Annotated in this window: 12 protein-coding genes; all 12 read right to left on the bottom strand. The window is 42.7% G+C overall.

Features of this window, described 5'->3' with window-relative positions:
- Positions 1-424 precede the first annotated feature (424 nt).
- The 12 genes from BV375_RS05435 to BV375_RS05380 all read right to left on the bottom strand — a co-directional run bounded on the left by BV375_RS05435 (position 425) and on the right by BV375_RS05380 (position 21,326).
- Entirely contained in the window at positions 425-3,319 is a 2,895-nt protein-coding gene (locus tag BV375_RS05435; protein ID WP_086758093.1) for an NHLP bacteriocin export ABC transporter permease/ATPase subunit, read from the bottom strand.
- 372 nt (positions 3,320-3,691) lie between these two features.
- Positions 3,692-5,953 carry an NHLP family bacteriocin export ABC transporter peptidase/permease/ATPase subunit gene (locus BV375_RS05430; RefSeq protein WP_086758091.1) on the bottom strand — a complete coding sequence of 754 codons (2,262 nt, stop codon included), beginning with the start codon at positions 5,951-5,953 and terminating at the stop codon, positions 3,692-3,694.
- Entirely contained in the window at positions 5,940-7,388 is a 1,449-nt protein-coding gene (locus BV375_RS05425; RefSeq protein WP_086758089.1) for an NHLP bacteriocin system secretion protein, read from the bottom strand. The genes BV375_RS05430 and BV375_RS05425 overlap by 14 nt, the downstream gene beginning before the upstream one ends.
- A gap of 6 nt (positions 7,389-7,394) precedes the next feature.
- Positions 7,395-8,486, bottom strand: coding sequence for a hypothetical protein (locus BV375_RS05420; protein ID WP_208099059.1), 1,092 nt, complete (start codon positions 8,484-8,486; stop codon positions 7,395-7,397).
- Positions 8,487-8,585: 99 nt separating this feature from the next.
- On the bottom strand, positions 8,586-11,945 hold the full coding sequence (locus BV375_RS05415) for a type 2 lanthipeptide synthetase LanM family protein (RefSeq protein ID WP_339376861.1): 3,360 nt from the start codon (positions 11,943-11,945) through the stop codon (positions 8,586-8,588).
- A gap of 320 nt (positions 11,946-12,265) precedes the next feature.
- Positions 12,266-12,544: a Nif11-like leader peptide family natural product precursor gene (locus BV375_RS05410; protein ID WP_086758085.1), complete on the bottom strand. Its 279-nt coding sequence runs from the start codon at positions 12,542-12,544 to the stop codon at positions 12,266-12,268.
- 333 nt (positions 12,545-12,877) lie between these two features.
- Positions 12,878-13,666 carry a helix-turn-helix domain-containing protein gene (locus BV375_RS05405; protein ID WP_086758083.1) on the bottom strand — a complete coding sequence of 263 codons (789 nt, stop codon included), beginning with the start codon at positions 13,664-13,666 and terminating at the stop codon, positions 12,878-12,880.
- Between the two features lie 305 nt (positions 13,667-13,971).
- Entirely contained in the window at positions 13,972-15,066 is a 1,095-nt protein-coding gene (locus BV375_RS05400) for a cyclic nucleotide-binding domain-containing protein (RefSeq protein WP_086758081.1), read from the bottom strand.
- 104 nt (positions 15,067-15,170) lie between these two features.
- Positions 15,171-16,334, bottom strand: coding sequence for a hypothetical protein (locus tag BV375_RS05395; protein WP_086758079.1), 1,164 nt, complete (start codon positions 16,332-16,334; stop codon positions 15,171-15,173).
- Between the two features lie 70 nt (positions 16,335-16,404).
- Positions 16,405-17,193, bottom strand: a complete 789-nt coding sequence (locus BV375_RS05390; RefSeq protein ID WP_086758078.1) for a MinD/ParA family protein — start codon at positions 17,191-17,193, stop codon at positions 16,405-16,407.
- A gap of 96 nt (positions 17,194-17,289) precedes the next feature.
- On the bottom strand, positions 17,290-19,884 hold the full coding sequence (locus tag BV375_RS05385; RefSeq protein ID WP_086758076.1) for a hypothetical protein: 2,595 nt from the start codon (positions 19,882-19,884) through the stop codon (positions 17,290-17,292).
- A complete protein-coding gene (locus BV375_RS05380) occupies positions 19,863-21,326 on the bottom strand; it encodes a cache domain-containing protein (RefSeq protein WP_086758074.1) in 1,464 nt (487 codons plus the stop codon). Before BV375_RS05380 ends, BV375_RS05385 begins: the two co-directional genes overlap by 22 nt.
- Between the last annotated feature and the right edge of the window lie 447 nt (positions 21,327-21,773).

Here is a 21,773-nt window from a genome sequence, read left to right as displayed (position 1 = left end):
GCACGGCACTGCCGTGACCTCTAGAATATTATTGATGTGTCGCAAACATTATTTGATTTGGTATAAAAGTATTCGTTTGTCACTTCCAAGACTATATTCCCTGGCAAAATCAGCCAAGACACGATTAAATATCTCTGTGTTTACATACGGCAGAATCCACCAATAGGTTTCACCTCCCAACAGGATGTACAAAACCATACAACCACATCCATTTATACCTTTGTATAACCGAGGCGATTGGTTGAGAGCCGAATGGTACCCAAACTCGACGCAGAATCGGATGAAGTCCAAGACGATGTTTGTCCATGCTCCAAAGCTCAATTTCAGCATTTGGATATCGAGCTTGAAGAAATTTCAGCCTTAAATTCATACCAATTCCCGAAATTATTGATACAAATCGCTTCCTCTGCTTGCCCACGACAAACTAAGCCAGTTGTCGAGCCATTAACTGCGCAAATAATCCCTCAACAGCAGCTAGTTCTCGAAAAGTTCCTTGTTGTACAACTTTACCTGCTTGAAGTACATAGATACGGTGAGCGTTGCGGATAGTGCTAAGTCGGTGAGCAATGACTATTCTGGTAACTTCTAACTTGTCCAAACTTTCACTAACAATCGCTTGGGTTCTGTTATCGAGGGCACTGGTAGCCTCATCAAATAGCAAAATGCGGGGTTTTAATGCGAGAGCACGAGCTATCAATAAGCGTTGTCGTTGCCCTCCAGAAAGATTACTACCTCCTTCACTCACCACAGTATGCATTTGCATTGGCATGGCAGTGATATCATCAGCTAGCCCCGACATTCGGGCAGCCTCCCAAGCTTCATCTAAGGTAATTTGAGCGCTGCCTGCAATATTATCGAAAATGGAAGCTGAACTGATCTGACCATTTTGCAAAACAACACCTAACTGTCGGCGTATTGCATCCACATCTAAGCCAGACAGGTCTTGGCCATCATAGTAAATACTACCTGCTTGCGGAGTCTCAAACCCTAGTAATAAACGAAATAAGGTTGATTTACCACAACCAGAGCCGCCAACAATAGCAACAAACTCCCCTGGCTCCGCAGAGATAGTTACATCATCCAGCGTTAGAGGCCCATCGCTACGATAACGAAAGGTAACACGATCTACAGTAATTTTACCAACGAGTTTACCAGGATCGGCTTTACTAACATCCACTTCTGGTATAGTCAACAAAATTGGCTGAGTACGTTGCCACTGCGGAGTAATTTGCAAAATCTCTGTAACTGTATTACTTAGTTCGGTAGTTCCTTTAATAAAGCTATGAAAGGCTGTGTTAAAAGCTAAGAAAGTCCCAAGAGATAATTCTATACCTCCTGCCGTTTGTGGGGTTTCCAGCAGTCTGATAGTCAACCAGAAGAGTATTCCAGAACTCAGTAGAGGCATGATTGCATTGAAAAGTGCAACAGCATCTTCGACTCGCTGGGTACTAAGTTCTAGCTTAATTTGTCGAGTGTAGTTTTTACTCCAAGAGGCAAAGGCCCGTTCTTCTGCTCCAGCAATATGCAGTTTAGAAATGCCATTGATAAGCTGCACAGTTTGTCCAAAAATCTTTCCCCGTACTTCCAGCAGAGGACGTACTTTGGATAACATGAGCATACCGGAGACTGTGGTAAGAGCGATCGCAATTACTGCAACTGCAACCGCAATCAAGGCTAATCTGACGTTGTAATAGAATAACAGGGCTAAGTAAAATACCGTAAATAGACTGCTAATGAGATTAAGCAGAGTTCTACCACTGAGGCGGCGGCGGATTACATTCACTGATGTGATGCGTGAGAGCAAGTCTCCTGTAGCGTACTGTCGGAAAAAGGATACTGGCAAGTTTAACAGCCTATCCCAGATAGCAGCTTGAGTAGCAGCGTCAGAAGCTATTTCCATCCGCAACAGAGCAAACCCTTGAGCTAGTTGAAATAAAGCTGTGCCGAAAGCCGCAACCAACAATCCCAAGCCAATTTGCAACAATAAGGTGCGATCGCTATCTGGGATTGCGTTATCGATAATAATTCCCGTGGCGTAGGGTGTAACCATACCCAGTAGTGTCACAGCAACACCAGCAAATAAAATTAGCAGTAAATCTTGTCCATGTCCTTTGAGCATGAACCGGAGTATATCAATAGCTTGTAATGCTTTATCGGGTAAAGAGCGATAAAACATATACGCAACAGGAGCCAAGCTTTGAGCTATCTGCTTATCTACTTTTAAACGGGTTTGGGCAACCGGATCAAAAATTTCATAGTACTTTGCAGATATCGGTAGCAGCGCTACTGGTCGATTATCCTGATAGGTATAGGCTACTAACGGGCCTGAATCCTTCTTCCACCAATCATCTCGCAATAGCACTTGCCGCATTCGGATGCGGGAAGCTCGGACAATTGCTGTTAATGGTTCTTTGACTTGCTTGAAGGTTTCTGAGCGAGATGGAGGATAAATTTTTATACCCATAGCTCTGCTTACTGCACCAGCAGCAACTAACAAAGGCGTACCTTCTAAGAAAAAATTTTCGTCTGGAGAACTTAAAGTGGATGTTAACTCTCCTAGAGCCTCGGCTGTAACTTGACGATTGAGGCGTTGGCGGTCGCGCAATCGCGTCATTTCTGCTTGAGCTTCCTGCTCATCCAAGAGGTGAGTGCATTGGAGAATTTGAGTATGCAAAACAGACAACCCAGCTAGCAGGATATCTGGATTTTGGAATGCGCTTGTAGTTTTGGTGGTGATTTGCACCTCTTCCACAGCTTCTAACCAAATTTTTTCGGTGAGAGGAATGGTTGCAGTAGCCGCGGTCAAAGTCAGTTCTTTAAACCCCAGAAAGCGCATTGTTCCTTGCTGAAGTTGTACCCAACAAATCGCACCTGTTTCTGGTTGGAAATTCTGACCAGCAATGAGAGAAAATCGCGCCTGTGCCTTAGCTTTTACCTGAATTGCTGGTGTAGTTAGGTGGGAGAATAAGCTCCTAGTGAGTTGCAACAGCCAAGTTTGTATCCAAGTGATCGCCCTTACATCTGCATTGGCTATTAACTCTTGCCAGCATTCTTGATGTATATTTAGTAACTCAGTTTCTCCAATTGGTACTGCTAAAATTTGACGCTGCTGCTTGCCAGGAGTAACAAAAGTGCCAAAAAGAGCTTCCCCTTGATTAATACTGCATAAATAACGACGAGTTCCTTCGATAACACCATCTTTGACTGTGACAGCAAACAAAGCTATAGAACCAGACTGAACAACCCAAACTCTAGAAGGGTCATCGAGAAGAATCGGTTCGTTGCCATTAATTATATAAACTTGCCCCTGTATTAGCATTTGCGATTTTTAATGTTTAATTTTAGATAAGTAATTCGGTGGAAATAAACCCAAATATGTACTTTACGTAAATAGGCTTGAAACCCTTACCAATGACCAATGACAGCCCTCATCAGCTATCTTTAATTCAATACAGTTCAGTTAAGAAAATTCATTGACAACAAAGTTCACAAATAATTACTAAACAAAAAACCGAACAATTATTTTGGAGGGGGCTTGGGGGACGCAACCGTCCCCCAATCGGGGGTTTGGGGGATTCTCCCCCAAATCTTGGTTTTGTCCGACAGATGAGAACTCTGATCACCTTAACTGAACCGTATTGATCTTTAATTGCACTGCTCTACTTAGATAAATACTTTCCTCCCAGCGTCTCTACTCTTCAGTACGAATCAAGCGCGAGTAGAAACCTTCAACTTGCCGTAATTCTTGGTGAGTACCTCGTTGTACTATCTTGCCTCGTTCTAAGACAATGATTTGATCGCAATCTCGAATCGTACTCAATCGGTGAGCGATAATTATGCAAGTACATCCCCGACGGCGGAGATTTTGGTCAATGATTTTTTCAGTCTCTGCATCTAAAGCACTAGTGGCTTCATCCATCACCAGGATAGATGGGTTATTTACTAAAGCGCGAGCGATTTCTAGACGTTGTCGCTGACCGCCACTCAAATTAGCAGCACTTTCTATCAGTTCACTATTCAATCCCCCAGACATAGAGAAAATTACATCAGCGATCGCTGCATCTTCGCAAGCCCGCAAGAGATTTTTTTCTGATACAGTTGTATCCCAAAGAGTCAAATTGTCTCTGATTGTGCCGCCAAACAGTAAAATTTCCTGCTCCACCATTCCCACAGAGTTAGTAAATAGTTCTTGGGGAATTTGTTCTCTTGGTTTACCGTCAAAACAAATTTCTCCTGCCCAAGGTTGATAAAGTCCACTAACTACTTTGGCAATAGTAGACTTGCCAGAACCGCTTCCACCTACCAAAGCTACTCGCTGTCCTGGTTTAATTGCAAGATTAAAGTTTTCAATTAACGGCGGTTCTAGATAGCTATAACCAAATGTGACGTTTCGCAACTCCACATATCCCTGTAATTTCGGCAGAAGATAAGAGGATGAATGAGCAGAAGAGGTAGGAGGGGATGAGGAAGAATTTACTTCCTTAGCTCTCTGATACCCTTCACCTACTGGATTATCTAGCACATCATCAAGACGAATCAAATTCCCTTCCAACTCCTGAAGAGTAGTTCCAAAATTGACAAGATTATTTACAGGCTCTTGAAAGTTGAACATCAAACCTTGAAAGGCGATGAGCATTCCGATGCTGAGATGTCCATCCATTACTCGTAAACCACCAACAACCAACAACAACATCGCAGAAAGGGCAGATAGGAGCATCGGTAAAACTGAGAATGTCTGGTTTGTTAGCCCTAATTCCTGCTGAGAATTTAGCGCCTTTGTGTAATAACCCGACCACCGCGAAAAGAAATCTGACTCCAACCCTGATGCTTTGAGCGTTTCTATGCTTTGCAAAGCAGCAATCGACATGCCAGCAGCTTTACCATATTCTTGTATCAATCGTTGATTTGCATCTATGCGTTGTCGGGAAATCCTCTGTAACGTTAGGACATTGACAGCAGCAAAACTCACCACAATCAAGCTAAGTATCCAGTCATATTGCACCATAACTAGAGTATAGAAAATTACCATAAATGTATCAATAATTGTCGTTGCCAACTTTCCTGATAGCACATCGGCAACTTCGTCGTTGAGAGTGCTGCGGTTACTGATTTCTCCAGCAAATCGTTGAGCGTAAAAGCCTACAGGTAAGCGCAGGATGTGCCAGAGGAAGCGACTGGACATACCTACAGAAAGTTTGATTTTTAATCTGCGTAAGTAACGTAACCGTAGTAACGTTAGTGACCCTTGGAGTAGAGCCGCGATCGCTATGGCCAAAAGTAAAGGATGCAACCATAAGTGTCGTCCTTGCACCAGGATATCATCTACAAATACTTGACTAAACACGGGTACTACCAACCCAACCATAGTCAAGAAGAATCCTGTGATTATGCAGTAAGCTAAAGCACCCTCAGCACCACGTAGCCGTGAAGCTAAAGATAGCATCATGCTAGGCTTGCAACCACCTTTTTTGAACTCTGTGCTTGGTTCTATTACCAGTACTACACCAGTATACCCCTCGTCAAATTCCTGTAAAGATACATGACGCGGCCCTGTGGCGGGGTCATTGAGAAAAACTCGCTGTTTGCTCCATCCCTCTACTACAAGGAAATGGTTAAAGTTCCAGAAAACAATATAGGGAGGGCGCAGTTTTTGAAGTTGGTTTAGTTCTTTTTTAAAGCCTTTAGCTTGAAGTCCATAGTTCCTGGCGGCTTTCAGCATATTAGATGCCTTACTGCCATCGCGGGACACTCCGCAATCTCTCCGCAGTTGTGGCAGTGGTACAATTCGACCGTAGTAACCTAAAATAATTCCCAAAGCCGCAGCACCGCACTCTACTGCTTCCATTTGGAGGAGAGTGGGGGTTTTTACCCGAATGGTTCTGTGCGGCAGTAGTTTTTGCAAGTACTCCCCAGGATTAATCGATGTTACTAAGGTAGAGTTAATAGATACCACTAACAGACCTCAAAATTGGTAAAACGAAGGTGATGGGAGCGCGTTCTTCTACCTTGACTCTTACAACAGTGGTAGTTCCAGAAGAGATTTTCATGTTTGGCCCGGTGGAAGAAGACCACTTGTAGCCGCTGGGTGTGTTGGTATCTAAATTGAGGTTAGAGAATACTTGGATCAAACCTGCTTGTTTTTCAGATATCAAAGCTTCCACTACTTCTGAATTACCTACCTCCGAGACGGCTGCCTCCTTTGTAATCGGAAACCGGGAGATGCTGGTGACATTACCCACAATGCCGCCAAAGCGTTCCCGCTTGACGGTTTGGGGAGTAATTTGTATTGTCATACCAGGTTGAATTTTCTTGCCATCTGCTACTGGAAAATAGGTAACACCAACTAACTTACTTTTAGGATTCTCTGCTTCTATAGTTGCCAAGCGAGTACCAGCGTTAACAACCTGTCCTGGTGTTAGCGTAATTTCTAAAATGCGTCCGCTATATTGGCTAATAATCAGGCTATTATCGCCTACTTGCAGTTCTAGTTTGGCAATTTCTCGCTTGGCTTCTTGAATCTCTTTCTTTCGGTTAGTAGCATCTTCTAAGTCTTTTTGAGCTGCTGCGGCTTGTTTGCTATCTAGTTCTTTGAGTTGAGCTTGCAAATCAGAGATGGTACTGAGGTTTTGACGATAATCTTTTTCTGTTTGGATCTCCTTTAAATCTAGTTCTTTAAGTTGATTTTGGATGTCAGCAATTTTTGCCAAGTTCTCTAGGTACTCTTGTTCTGCTTTGAGAGCCTCATCACCAGAAATCGCTCCTGCTTGTTTGAATAACTGTCTGCGAATTTCCATTCTCTTGAGAAAGATAGGAGTCAATGCTTGGGCTTGCCGTAGACGTTCCTGTAAGCCTTGACGTTGTTGCGTAATAGAGGTATTGCCTTTAGTTTTTAAAAGAGGCGTTATGGCTTGTAGTTCCAGTATACGTTGCTGGAGATAATGGCGTTGTTGTTGTTGCGATCGCTCCTCCTGCTTCAGTCTTAACCCTTGTAGTGAACCAACTGCTTGGTCTTGTGATTCTAGTTCTCTAAGTTTAAGTCGCTGCTGTTGCAGTTGCTTGCGAAGTTCAGCTTGGTCAATGATTGCTAATACCTGCCCTTTTTTAATGAAATCTCCAACTTTGATGTTGAGAGTCATTAACTGCCCTGCACTTTTTGATTGCAATGGTACAACGTTGTTTGGGTAAATCAGTACACCTCGACCCTCTACGGTGATGGGAATGCGTCCATAAATACTCCAGATAAAAGCTACTCCCATAATCGAACCCAAAGCAACAACAGGTAGCCAATTTCTGGGACTGACGACCTGCATCAGTAGGTCTAGTCTTTCAGGAGACGATAGACGCTCCAGCGACTCTTTTCGGAATAGGCTGTGCTTTTGGTCTAACATTTTCCGTTAAGTTGACAATGCCTTACCAGGTTTGAAATTAGTAAGTGTATCTAACTCCTGTGTCTCCTCAATTTTTGGACAGACAAGTATGGAGGAAAACTTTTGTGGGAGGTTTTTCCAGCTACCTGCTTCCCTAGCAACCTCTTGCCTGAACAACTCAAAGTCTGAGACAGCAAGCTCGTCGCATAAAGTGACTAAATCAATAACCGTTGCATACCAGAGCAATGGTATATCAGCGCGTCCTTCAGCGAAAAAGTGAGATGCTCTTTTAAGAAAAGTAGCAACATCGTTACTGGCGAATGCTTGCTTAACAAGCAACCATGTGTAAGCTCGTGGGTGGCAGTGATGATGAGTGTTGGCTTTTAACAGCAGATGAGCAGAGGCAGATACTAATAAGTCACGCACCAGCGAACGATCTTTTCCTACTAAGATCAGAGCAATCTCATTAGTTATTTCTACAAACATCCCAGCAACAAGTTCTGGAGATTGGCGTGCCACACGTTCGCGTCCCCAAGGACCTGGAAGCGGCAAAACTTCAGATATTCCTTCCAGATAACTGAGAATCTGAAACGCAAGCTCGATCGCACTATTAAAGTACTTGCACTGTGCGTCGATGCGAATCAGATTGTGAGCAAGATGGATGCGATGTAGAAGAAGAATGTCGTACCCGTACTCTTCTTCCAAAACTACATCAATCGCCATCGCCTCAGAGGTTCTGTTACGAGCTTGTTCAAAATTTCCCCGGCGATAATCGAGGTAGGCTTCTGCCTGTTCTAAGAAAGACTGGTAAAGCAAACTACTTTCAGGTGAGAGCTTACTTAACTTAAGGGGTGCACGTGCCATTGCAAATGCCTGTTCGGCCGCCATTAGATTTCCCTGGCGAGTGGCAATCAAACCTTGATTTCGAGCATTTCCACCTATGACAAACTTTTCTGTGGGTGGTAAACGGGTTTCTGTGAGTGCTTGCAACCTTTGACCAAACGTATCACCAGAAGTCTCTGGTGTAACTTGAATAGGCTTTGCACAACCACGTCGGTAATTCTCTACTGTAATTCGGATGAGTTCGATGTCGGTATTAGTGATTGACTGGCGTAGCATACTACAGATTGTTTTCACTTTGGTAAGACTAGTAACTTTTTTGTATTTGCTTGGTGCTGAATCGGTGTTCTAGGGTTTCGTTGGAAAATAGCCAGGAATTCATTCCCATAGCAATACTGAAGGCAGTGTCTCTGGGTAAGCCAACCTTAGCAATTCATAGCCAATCCCAGCCGTTCCTCGGAAAAAACTGGGGTTGAACGAGCTGAATGCATGGTTTTGTAAGTTGGAAAATAGTTGATAAGCACCTGTTCTTTTTGCTTGAGCCACTAGCCAAGCAGCCTGTTTCTTGGCAGTTTCTTGTAAATCCGGGCGCGATAGTTTTTGGGCTGCCACCAGCAGCAACTCTATCCGACCAAAGTTGCCACAGCAGAGATGGTCTACTCCCTGTAAGCCATACTTCTGAGTAGTCTGCAACGCCACTTCCACATCTTGGCAAATTGTATCTGTCTTTAAAATCGATAAACCGCCCACCCGTGCCAAGCCAATACCAGGAGCACCATTACACCAATTGACGGCTATAAACCTTGGTTGGTCATTTTGCCCTATGCCACGGAAGTCAGGCCAATTAGCGTCAGCTGGTGAGAATACACTCCGTTCATAGGCTATTCCCTCACAAGCTGCCTCTAAATATTTTCTATCCCGCGTTACAACATAAAGCCGCAACAGAGCATAAACAATGCCAGCAGCACCGTGAGAGAAACCTGTTAACGGTTTCTCTGCAAAAGTTTTCCACGCTCTTGAGTAATTATCGATGCTAATACGGTGTTCTAGTAGATGCTGACCACATAACACAACCTTATCTAAGACAGCTGGGTCGCCAGTTGTAGTATAAAGTGCTAATAGCCCTAAAATTGCTCCTGCTGCTCCTTGTATCACATCTAACTTTTGATCGGCCGCGATACCTTCGGGCGAGATCAAGTTAGCAGCTCGCCAGGCATCTTCTAAGATGACCTCTTCCTGAAGAAATTGGCTGATTCTCACCAGAGAATAAATGATGGAACCAAGCCCAATACCTCCACCAATTCCGATTCGGCGATCGAATCTGTGAATAAACTCCACATTGGATGTCTGCAAAACCCTTCGTACTGACTGTAAAGCTGCCAAAGCTAAGTTCCGGAACTGGGTGTTGCTCGTAACCCGATCTAAAGCAGCGAGAAACAGAGCAATGCCACAATTGCCATCGTAGAGACTATCACCCATAACTTGGAGTTGGTATCGCTCGGCACTGGAAATATAGTTTAAGCCAATCCAGTTGACACTGCCGTCGGCTCCACAGATTGCCCTTTTTTGAATTTCCTGAGCAATGGCTTGAGCGTTCTGAAGCAACTGTTCGCTAGTTAATGGGCTGATTTGTGACAAATCAGTAGCTCTGGGAGCTAAGGTTTTGTAGGCTGATACCTGCTTAATTTCAGAAGTCTCCGCTACTTTGGCATAAAACGCTCCCTGGATCAGCGCAACCTGCTGAACTAGATGCGTCTCATTGAGTTGTTGCAGCCGTAAAATGACTTTGCTGTAGCTACATTCTTTAAAGTACTTTTCTATGGGTTGCTCTAGCCCAAGAGTAAGGGCATCACTATTGGATGAAGACCCAAAATAGGGAATATCTAACTGCTCCATTGCCTTAAGTTCTGCCTGCAAAATCGGCCAAGCGTTGGGCTGCTCCTGACATGTGAGAAAAGCTCGACTGAGAATGTCCAGTTCAATACTGCGGTCAACCCCATTCCGGAGAAATTCAGGGACTAAGGTCTTTTGTAAAACTACAAAATAAACCTGACTGGCGCGGAAAATAAACCTCACCTGCTGTGTTTGAAAAGCTTTCAGAGGACTATCAGCCGCCAACAGCGCCTCCTGCTGCTGAATCAGGAAGCGATACATCTGCTCAAATCCCTCGACTAACTCATTAAGGTAGTCGTTAGGCGACAGGGCTACCTTATTCAAAAAGGGTACATTTTTCTGGGGCCTCACTGCGACTGTCTCGTACCCTAAGTGCATATCGTCTGTATTGATTGACTTCCATCGCGGAACACGCCAAGGTATTTGTTGAGGGTCAAAACTTCGCAGACCGCTGACATCGTAAGCGATTCGATTATCTTTTTTAAACTCCCAACGCGGCAACAGCCCAGTACGCAGTACTGAGTCTGAGAGCTGTTGATTCGCCGTAGTCTGAGCTTCTGTCGCTTCTGGAGATTCTGCGAACGCGCTAGCCTCATGGTGCATTAGCGTTTCCATGTCAATCAACACCAGATGTTCGCCACTGGCAATTAAATTCTCGTGGTGACAGTCAGTTGCTCCCAAAGTATACAGAATGCACAGCAGCATACCTGCTCGTCGATAAAAACGCTGCGCCGCTGCTTCATCCTCACAGGGCAGTTGTTCGACATATTCAACCCAGCCATGAGTACCGCGATTGATCGCCTGGAACACTTTAAAAGATAAAGGCACGCCGCGCTGATTGCACCAGTCTAAAAACTGGTTATAGGCCACTTCTGAGGTTAAATCTTTGGGTTTGTAGACTAGCTTTAGCCCAGACTCAAAGGTGAGGGCAATGACTGTGCGACCTCGATTATGGAAATCAGACAAGCTAGGCTTGATTTTAGTGATTTTTCCTATCTGTGTATTGGAATCTCTATTTTCTTTCTTCGTCTGTTCGGGGCAATTAAATACTTGCTGAATTTCGCATAGATCGGCTTCTAGGCGTTGCAAAAACTCCGCTGTTGCTTCAACCCAGAACTCAATGCTGGTTGCCAGCAACCTAGCCAGAACCGGATATTTCTGGAAAAAAGTTAGCAGCCCATCTTGCAACAGTTTTTGCACAAAAGCATTGTAGTGTACTTTGGTAGGCGTGCCTTTCTCTTTTCCCAGCAAGCTGAGTAAAGTTTGCCCAAATGGGCGGAAGTGGGAAAATTCAAATTCTAGGGTTTTAGAGCAGAGATCGGTCAGCCTTTGTAGCAAACTGCGCTCCAGACTCAGGTACGCTTCTTCACAAAGAAGTTCTAAGAGCAGATGGTTTGAGGAAAATAACGGATACCCCAGACGAGTTAATAATTTCTGCCGCGCCACTAAAAGGGCTGGCAGCAGCACGTCTTCAAATGGCAGCGGATTTTTAGGGTCAATGGGGATTTTGGAAGGATCGGTAACTTTATCCTGAAAGGTAAATTCTGAGGCTGTTTGAATCATCTCCCTCAAAGTCTCTACCCAGATTGGTAAGGCTTGATTATCCAAACCAGGCAAATCTCCCAGCACTGGACACACTGCATCCATATCCAACCCATCCCACTGCAGCCGCTTCTGAAATTTTTCCCAGTTACCCTGAGCAACGACCTGACACCAGTGGCTTAAGCGATCGCTAATTTGCTCTTGATTAAGTTGGGTAGTATTAACCTGGAAAAACTTATTGCTAAGACGTTCAGATAGAGAACTGGCATTGATAAAAATTTCTATTAGGTCTGCTTGAGTCATTTTCATTAAAGGAAGTAAAACTCGGCAAAGAAGCGATTGAACTTACAGTAGAGGTAACGTTATTTCCACTGTTGGCAACGATTAAATTAATTTTGAGAAATTGTAGAGGACACGCCAAACAGGTTATTGATATTTAAGTTTATAGAAGAATCCAGTTTGGTAGTACCGTTAAGAATTAGTATGCTGGACTATTAGCAGATCCAAATTTACCCAAAAAATCTCTAGGAACTCAAGCTCCAGCAACTACAAAGGTACGCAGAGGTGTTCCTAGAGATAAGCGGGTGGTTTTATTGTCCTAAAAAGTGGAAAATTGGCTTTTGTTACTGGCAGACACAACTGTTACCACCACAACAACAAGTTAGGGGTTCTTTCATCATACCTCCAGCTACAGACTCCAACTGCTCCTCGGACAGTTCTTCATCCTCTTCCCATGCAATGTAAGACCCTGCCAGGACAGCTTGCATTTCCCGCTCGGTGAGTTCATAACCATACTCAGCGGCAATCTTGACTACACTGACTGGGCTGTCAGCAGCCTTAACCCTCTCTAGCAAAACTTGATCGGTAGCTTTGACAAATTCTATTGCTGATGATTTAGACATATATTAAATCCTCTTCTAGAGGTTTACTCTTATTAGTTTAATAGACAGATTATTCACTTACACTAGATAATTTTTCGGTCTTAGTAGACTTTTTTTAGTTTTGCTTATTGAGTAATTATATTTGCTATTTTCTACTGTATTGAGTTTTTTATATCAAATATAAATTTCCTGGATTTAAATCAAACTAAAAGCTTACTGTCGAGACAATGTTTTACTTTAGGTTAAAGTTAAATCCAGTAACATTGTTAATTTTAGACTGTTTAGAATTTCCAAATTAAAGACAATAATTGTTTGATAAAACTAAAAATTATTGAGTTTCTATGGAAAAATAAACTAATTTCTGTGCTTGTTTCTCCAGGATTTGGGAGTTATTCCGTGATACTGGCGAAACTGGTTAAAAAAATAATTTTTATCGTTATAACCGACTGCTTCAGCAATTTGGTTTACTGACTGGTCAGTTTCTAGCAGTAAGGAACATGCTGCTGCCATTCTACGCTTTATAATCCAACGCTGCACTGTGTTTCCTGTCAGACGTTTGACTAAGTCTGTCAAGTAAGCTGGAGAGTAACCAACTGCCTTAGCCACATCCTGGAGAGTAATTGATTGGTGGTAATTATTTTCAATGAATTGAAAAACTTCATTCAACAGAGAATTAGATGAAAAGCTCGGCTGTGAGGTGACAGGGTGTGCTGTATTAGTGGGTGGTGGAACTAGAAATTGATGAGACTCAGCTGCACAGTAGCGCTTGATAATAGCTTGTTTTTCCAGAGAAGCGGCGATCGCTCTCAATAATTCACTTAAATTACAAGGTTTAGTGGAATAGTCATCTACTTCCATCTCCATACCTTTGCAGATATCAGCCTGAGCCTCCCTGCCAATGACAACAATTAAAGGGATAATTGCTGTATTAGGATCTTGTCGCACCATGGCCAAGATACTATAACCATCAAGTTCCGGCATTGTAATGTCACAAATTATCCAATCAGGTAGTTGTTCCTGTACTTGTTTAACTCCAACAAGTACTTTTTCGGAACCTGTACTGTAAAATCCTTCAGCTTTAAGGCATTCAAGAAAAAGTTTTTGGGTTTCTTCCTTGTCTTCTATTATCATAATTTTTTTCATTGTATCCTCAAATATTTAGTTATTTTCAGTTAGCAAAAGGAGTAGAGAAAACCAGGAAAGATGCACCCATATCCAAAACTTTATTAAAAATTTATTAGCTTGTAATCAAACATTCTCTACAGGCTTATATCCTGGAATTGGCAGTAAATAGAACAATATTAATTTACATACAATGGCTGTTCATAACCATGATTGAATGCTGAAAAGTTTTTGAATCTGCCGTCAACTGATGAAAGCTAGCGACATCTTCAATCAATGCACTTCTTTTTTGAAAACATTGACTCTGGAAATACCGCAAAAAATTATTAACTTACTTTTAACTGCCTTACTATCCAATTAAATCTTTTTCCTGCGAACGCCATACCATCCAGAGTGCTATCTTTTAACTCGTCTTCATATTCAAGATTTTCATCCAATGACATCCCTTTGTTATAAACTCGCCTACCATAACCAAGGTGGATGTGTAGTCCTTGCAATCTATTAGAAAGTAAAGTAGCGATCGCACGATAAAAACGAGAGGCAAATCCTACATCTTGCTGTAACTTTGCTGCCATTTGCTGTCGCGGAATCGACAACACAATCGAGTCTTCAATAGTCTTAACAGTTGCAGAAGGTAGACGACCATCAATGAAAGGTGATTCACCGATAATTTCGCCTTTCGATAATCTTGCTATTTCTCTACCGAAAATTTCATTACCCTCAATGGCAGCAAAAGCACGTGCTAAGGGATTACGCTCATCTTCAGTAATAGACAAAGACATTATTCCATCTAAAAGAATATATAGTGCATCCACAGTCCCACTTTCACGAATGAGTATAGTATTAGCTAGAATTTTTTGCTGAGTCCCACAACCCATCATCCAATCGATGTCGCTATCATGTAATTCTCCCAAAATAAAGAGCACATCTCTGAGTGGCTGACCTTGTGCTAAGTTCTTACGGCCCAGCTGATTGATGATGCTTTCTAGTCTATCTGCCAGCATAATAGCGATCGCTCGATAAAAGCGTGAAGTAAAACCTACATCTTGCTGCAATTTTGTTGCTAATTCTGGTTGGGGAATTGATATTATTAACGACTTTTCTACAGCCTTAACAGTAGTAGCTGTTAAGTACATACTTACAAAGGGAATTTCTCCCACAACCTCACCACTAGATAATCTCTCAATTTCTTGAGTTGTGTTTTCAACTCCTTCGATAGCTGCAAAAGCACGAGTCAGAGGATTGTTGTCAGATTGAGAAATAGTAACTGTTAAGATGCCGTCTAGAAGAATATGTAAGCAATCATTAGCTTTTCCTGCTTCAATGAGTACAGTGCCAGGAGCGATTTCTCTTTGATAACCTTTAGCAATCATCCAATTAATGTCACTGTTAGCTAATTCTTTAAGTAAAACTTCTCTCATAAGTGAATTACCCGATGTTTTGTTAAGGATCAGAAAAACACATAGATGCAGTGCTTTATCATTGTTGGGAAAGGCTTTCTCATGCCAATAACTACCAAACAGAGCTATATGGAGAGGGTTGTCGATTGATTGTTTAAAATTTTTTGGATGCGCAAGGTGGCTTCTGAGGCAGCTAATTCCTCTAACGTTAGATAAGATAGTGCAACTAATATCTGAGCTTGGTTATTGAGACCTACTTCAGTTGCATATTCAGTATGAAAACGCTGCAAATTTTCGGCAGATGCCTTCACTAACGCCTGTAAAATCTGAAATGCCCGATCGGAAAGTGGAGGTTGACCCCGGTAGTTTTGCAGTCTGCCTCCTTCTCGGTAATTAGGAAATGACTCCAACCCTAGAAAGTGCAAGAACCAATCGGCTCGATAATATCCTATAGCGGCTACAATACCCCTGTAGTCGGCAATTAGCTCGTCGAATATATTGTTTCGCATCGAGCCAAATAAGCGATGTGTGAAGTAGTGGGTACATTCATGTTCCAACCGAATTGTTAGAGACAATCTCTGCCATTGGGATTCTTCCAGTCCCAGGTTACTCGCACCAATATTACTATAGAACCCGTCACTCAAAATTATGAACGTATCCTGATAAAGCTGTTTTTGCGGTATTAACCGTTGAAACTCTTCTGACCAGCTAGTTTCAGAGCAATTACCAGGATTTTGAGTTTCCCATTGTCGGCGATACTGACGAATTCTGTCCCAGTTGTTAAATCCTCGGACTATACAGGCTCCCATAGAGGCAGGAATCGGGTGGGGTTCATTTCGTTTTGTCAGGGCTTGTACTAAAGAGACAAAATCCTCTCTGTTTTTAACTAACAACACTGGGATAGTTCCAGCTAAACTTTTATGTAGTCTTAACTCGAGTTGCTGAGGTTGTTGCAAGACTAAACCAGTTGCCTCTGCCATCCCATCTACTGAAACGCCCTTACGAGTGGCAGATCGATACGTCTCAGTCTGACTTATACCCTCTTGAATCGGAAATTTTAACTGCACCAGTCGCTGCTTGAGTACCTCAAATGCTCCTACAACTTCTGCGGCAACCGCGTATTCTTCCCAAGTAGCTACATGGGGTTCAGGATTTAAGGGAAACTGAACACAATCAAGGCTGTTGCGCTCAAAAATGTTTTGGTTGTATACCAATAGTTCTTCTAGTTGAGCAGCAGTTGCTCCGAAGTAAGTCAGAACATCAGTACGAAATAATTGCTGATCGATCATAAAGTAAGCCTCATTTTTAGACAGGAAGCAGAGGGAGAATTACTTCTGACTTCTATGTTCTATCTTTTAATTAACGACTAACAACTAAACTGGTAATTTGCTCCGCAATTCCTTTAATTGCCTGACTGATGGGATGCCCAGAGTAGCGCAAACTGAAAATACCAATGCTTGCTAACTGTACCATCTCTTCTGAAAGGGGCAAAATTCCAGCTACGGGAACGTTGTAAATTTTCTCTACTTGTTCTTGCAAGTCTGCAAAATCCAAAGCTGGTAGTGCCTTATTGATTACCATCAGCATTTTTGGCACTTTCAATTTGCGAGCTACATCTACTGTCACCGCAGTACCTTGGAAGTCTTGATTATCTGGACGCAGGATAATTATGAGAATATTAGAGATACCGATAGAAAGTAAGGTTTCTTCATTCAGTCCAGGGTGAGTATCAATTAACAGATAGTCCAGTTTTAGAGTCCGAATGAGTTCCTGAAAACCATCGTTGAGTCGAACTACATCATACCCTTCACGTAGAACTCTGGAAATTTCACCTGCCTTAATACTAGAAGGAACCAAGTAAAGGCTTCCCTTAACTGTAGTTGGATGTTTCTGCTCTGCAATCAGGCTATGAGTAACATCATAGGCAACGTCTTGAATATGACAACGTCCCCACAAATAGTCGTTGAGAGTATATGTCATTTTGTTCTCATCAAATCCAAAAATTACATGAATTCCTGGTGATTGAATGTCAGTATCAATAATGCCTACACGTTGTCCTTGGAGTGTCATAGTTGATGCGATGTTGGCAATCAGATTTGATTTACCAGTGCCACCACGAAATGAGTGAACTGAAATAATTTGTGCCATATATTACCTCTTAGGTATTAGTCATTTGTCATTTGTCATTGGTCATTAGTTATTTCCTCCTTGTCCCCCTTGTCCCCCATACTCCCTTCCCTATTTTCAAGACAGCGATCGCTCACTAAAAGTAAACTTTAACCAGCAGCGATCGCTCTCTAGAGGTAACAAAATCCTTCCATTAGAAAGCTTTAAGTCAAACTGCATATTCTTTTTTCCATTCTGCACTTCCACAAATGCTGGCCAACTTTTGGAATCACTATGGGAGTTACTTTGGTGTGCCCAAACTCTCAATTCCTTCTCCCGCATAGTTGGTAAGTAAAACGTGGCATAGCGTAAGGATGAGAGTGATGGTATCTCAACAGTTGCTGTTTGATAATGCTGCTCGCTCTCGGTATATCCCAGCAGTACTTCTGCTATTTTTGGTTGTCCGTCAGCAGTCACAGCGAATAAGGATCGTCCTTTTTGCTGCTGGTCTTCTCGTAGTTCTACCACCATACGGGAAGCAAATGCGCCATAGTGCTTCATGACTAGGGTTGCTCCTAATGACAAGACAGCAATGGACAATGCACAGATTCGCGCCACAGAATTTTCCCAAATGAAAAGACCGTGAACCAGCAGGATGGCTAAAAAGAGGCTGTAAATACCAACGCTGAACAATGGATGATTGAGAATCTTGAAGGATACTCCAGGTGTTAGCTCTCCTTTGCGCCGACTAGAAACCAACAGTAAAACCGGAAAAATACCACCAACAAGGGAGTTACCAAGTACACCAGCAAAGGCGAGTATACTCGTAAACGATTGCGTACCAGCTAGAAACAGCCACTCAGTTAGCAAGAAAACTACTAATAATGGACTAATAGATAGAAACAAACGACGTTGGTTGAGTATGTTTCTCCAGTAACTTGTCTGGTTGTGACGCTCATCAATAGCATTGCTCACATCAGCTTTTAAATCTCCTTCGTAAACTAAACCCATAGGTGAAGTAACTTGCAGACAGGCTTTATCTTGATCAGCCGAACGTACTTCTAGAGTCAGACGAGTATCCCATTTGCCTAAGTCTGGTAACTGATTTAATAGCTCTTGAATATCCCAATGTTTGGTAAATGCAATATCTATATGATGGAGGTTGCCACTCAACTGAATATCTAGATGAAACTTTGCTTGGTTGTTTTCCAATCCTAGGTAGGTTAAACCAATATGAGGAACGCGATTAAAGTCTCCAGAGGGATGCAATATCAACATTCCCTGCTGGCGAGGTAGTTTGAAAACGGGTCGTGGTCGGGCAGGAAACCACTCTCTGACTAAGTTGATTAGAAGGCTGGAACTACGTAGCCAAGCCATTCCTAATAACAAAGTTACTAAAACTGCGCCCAAAACTGTGACAATGGAACCTACTTGTAGCGCTAGGGCTTCTAAAACAGTGCCTGATTGTCCAGCTAGCAATTGGGGCGAAATTGCTCCATTGACTGCCAAGACCCAAATACAAAATAGAACAGTTAAAAAAGCTGTTCCCGCCACACTACCCCAAATCAAGGACGTGGCGCTAGAGTCACGAGGAAGTATGAGTTTACCACATTCTCCTACATATACATGACCAAAGTAGAGCATGAGGCTCACACCTAAAATCCGTTGTAGCATCCCAGGATGGAAAGACTGACCCTTGAGAAAGGACAAGTTTACATATAATAAGTTGTCGAGTTGCAGATGGCTGAATGCCAGCAGTGAAAGCACCAGAAGCAAACTCAGGTTAATTGCTGCCAGCAACACTATTAAGGCAACGGTAAAATTTAGGGATTTAGACGATCGCAAGTACAATCCTGCACCAAATAACAATACTGCCCACAATGTTGCAGGTATGGGCGTGAAGCTTGCCATTGTTAACGATAAACCAATATAGCAAGCCAATGCAATCAGAAAAACACGAATCCCAACTGCTAAAGAAAGTATAAAAGAGCCGACATTTCCTAAATAATTAGATACTAATTGTTTGATAAAAGAGTTGCCATAACGGAAGTCGCTACTGCGACCAACAGCTTCTGCCATACAAGCCATCGTGAGGATGTTGATAGTGCCAACGATCAGTAAGAAGACAACAGTAATTAATGGGCCGATATCCGCAACAGCTATAGGTAAAGCTAAGAAAGCTTGCGGAAGACCTAAAGCAACAGTAAGTATTGAAGCGAGCCAAAAAGGTGGCAGAGATTCCACACGTAGAGCGATCGCCGCAGTCATCCAGCGCCACTTTTCGATTGGGGTCAAATTAGATCTAAAGATAGTCAATATCTGCTTTTTGTAAAAGCGCAAGTAAGCTACCTGCACTACTTTCTCATCCACACCCAAAGCTTTGCGAATCTGAGGCACTGTTTGATAGGTAAAACTGTACTTCTGGCTAAAAGCATGAGTAATGGCAGCTTTTAATCTGGGGTTTTCTGGTACGAGGAATGCCCAAAAAGGCGCGTAGCGTTCCAAATGTTGGATTGTGGGGTGGAGTGGTGGAGCATTCCCCAAAGCAAACGCTTCTAAAAAAGCGACATCGCGCTCTGTTGCAGCTTGCTCTGTCAGGGAAAACTCTACCCGCGATCGCGCTACTAACTGCGCGGTTCGACTCTCGATTAAAAATAGTATTGTATTCGCTCGTTTTGCAGGTAAACCTCCTAGCACTTCCTCTTGTGATATTAGTTCGTCTGCGGATGACATATCTCTGCCTCACTGTTTAGCGATCGCTCTTTGATCGATTGCACCTTAGTCTGTAATCTGTGGTAGTAATCAGTCTCAGTTTCACTAGCTGTTACTTTGCGTTCTCTGAGCTTGTGAATCTTTTGTTGTAATTGCCGAAAATGTTCGTTTTCCGTAATTTCTGCGACATTATTAGCTCTTTTGGTTTCATCAATCTCAATGTGCAGTTCCCTGACTTGGATTTTTAGTTTCTGATGTCGCATCCTCACTTCTTCAGCCATCTGTAAAAAGACTCGCACTAATTGACCGATGTCGTCTGGAGTACAAGCTAATTTATCCAAATTTTGATACAGTTTTTGTACTTGAGAATCAAAATTGTCATGTTCCAAAGCTTGAGCTGCATCTGTAAGTGCGTGAATCGGTCGAGAAATTCTCCGCGCTAGAAGCAACGCAATGATTGCTGTAATTCCACCTACAATCAGCACACTGCTGCCATGTTGCCAGATCAGGCGATGCAATGGAATTGCAAACAGTGCTTTGGGTTGGCTGATCCCTAATACCCAAGGTTGTTGTTCCAAGGGAGCAAAGCCAACTATTCGCAACATTTGGTGCGGTGGATAGGAATAGGTAGTGTGACCTGCTTGTTTGGCTTTCACCATCACCTTCAATTCAGGAATGTTCAAGCTGGGAATCTGCTCTAGACCATAACGTCTATCGGTGACAATCTGTTTTAAAGTATCTGGGGGCAGAGGAAGAAGGCTATGGTAAAGCAGAGATCGATCGGCATGGCTGATAATCACTCCCTGCTGGTCAATGAGAAAAGCATAGCTCTGCTTGCTTACTTGTAAAGCATTGATAATTGCCCAGATATCTGCACCTTTAATCTTGACTACGATTACTCCTACAATTTCACCATTGGGCGATCGCACTGGGTGAGAGAAAAACATTCCTGGTCTTCTGGTTGTTTGACCTACCAAGATACTAGATACATAGGACTTACCTTGGATGCTAGAGCGGAAATATTCACGAAAGGCGTAGTTTTTCCCCACAAATCTAGAATCGGTGGCGGCAACAGCAACACCTTCTTTATTCATGACAAAAACAGCATCAAAGTCTGGGTTGGAACGGGAGAGGTTTTGTAATGTTTGTTGGAGATCGTGACGAAAGACTTTTTGTTCTCTAGAGTTACTAGCATCTAAAAAACTTAGTACAGTGCGATCGCTGCTAACTTGCACAACAATACGCTGGATATCAATAATTAACTGATCGAGGCGACTAGCAGTACTAGTGGCTAACAGTTCCAGTTTGCGATATTCCCCAGCCTCCACACTATCTAAGCTCTGCCGTAGGTTGTAGTAGGCGGTGAAGCTCATCGGTATAAACACCGCTGAAACTAATGCTGTCGAAAGTTTAACAGCGATCGGCCAGGCAAGTGGATTAAAAAACCGATAGAAATGCTTCATTGTAAATCTGCTTGTCAGCTGGAAAGTGTAATATTTTGAGATTTTAAAAGTGGCTAAGAGTTTACGGGCTGAAAGTTAAATCCGCTAAATATTTGAATGGGTTGACACCGCAGTAATTAGATTGGCGGTTGAACAGTCACAGCAAAGGCTTGTTCTGCGACTGCCTGAAACTCAGCAGTAAGCTAATAATCATTAAAATTGCATCTCCACGTCTCCCTTTCTCCGCGTCGCCGCGTCTTTCTGAGGCTAAGGATTCTGCAACTTAAAGGCGGGTTAGCTTATCATGCTTCTTCATATGAATCCCTCCACTGAATAATTTATTCGTTTGAAACTAATAGTTTTATTCAGCTTTTTAGGTTGTGATTTGTAAAATTATTAGTGGGTGTTCAAAATTAGAGCATGATGAGTCCGGATAGGAAGATAACTGCTTCCATCCCCACAAGCTCA

The sequence above is a fragment of the Nostoc sp. 106C genome (assembly GCF_002154725.1).
In the GTDB taxonomy this organism is placed as follows: Bacteria; Cyanobacteriota; Cyanobacteriia; order Cyanobacteriales; family Nostocaceae; genus Aulosira.
The sequence above is the reverse complement of the archived record's forward strand: the minus strand, read 5'-3'. Positions and strand labels throughout refer to the sequence as shown.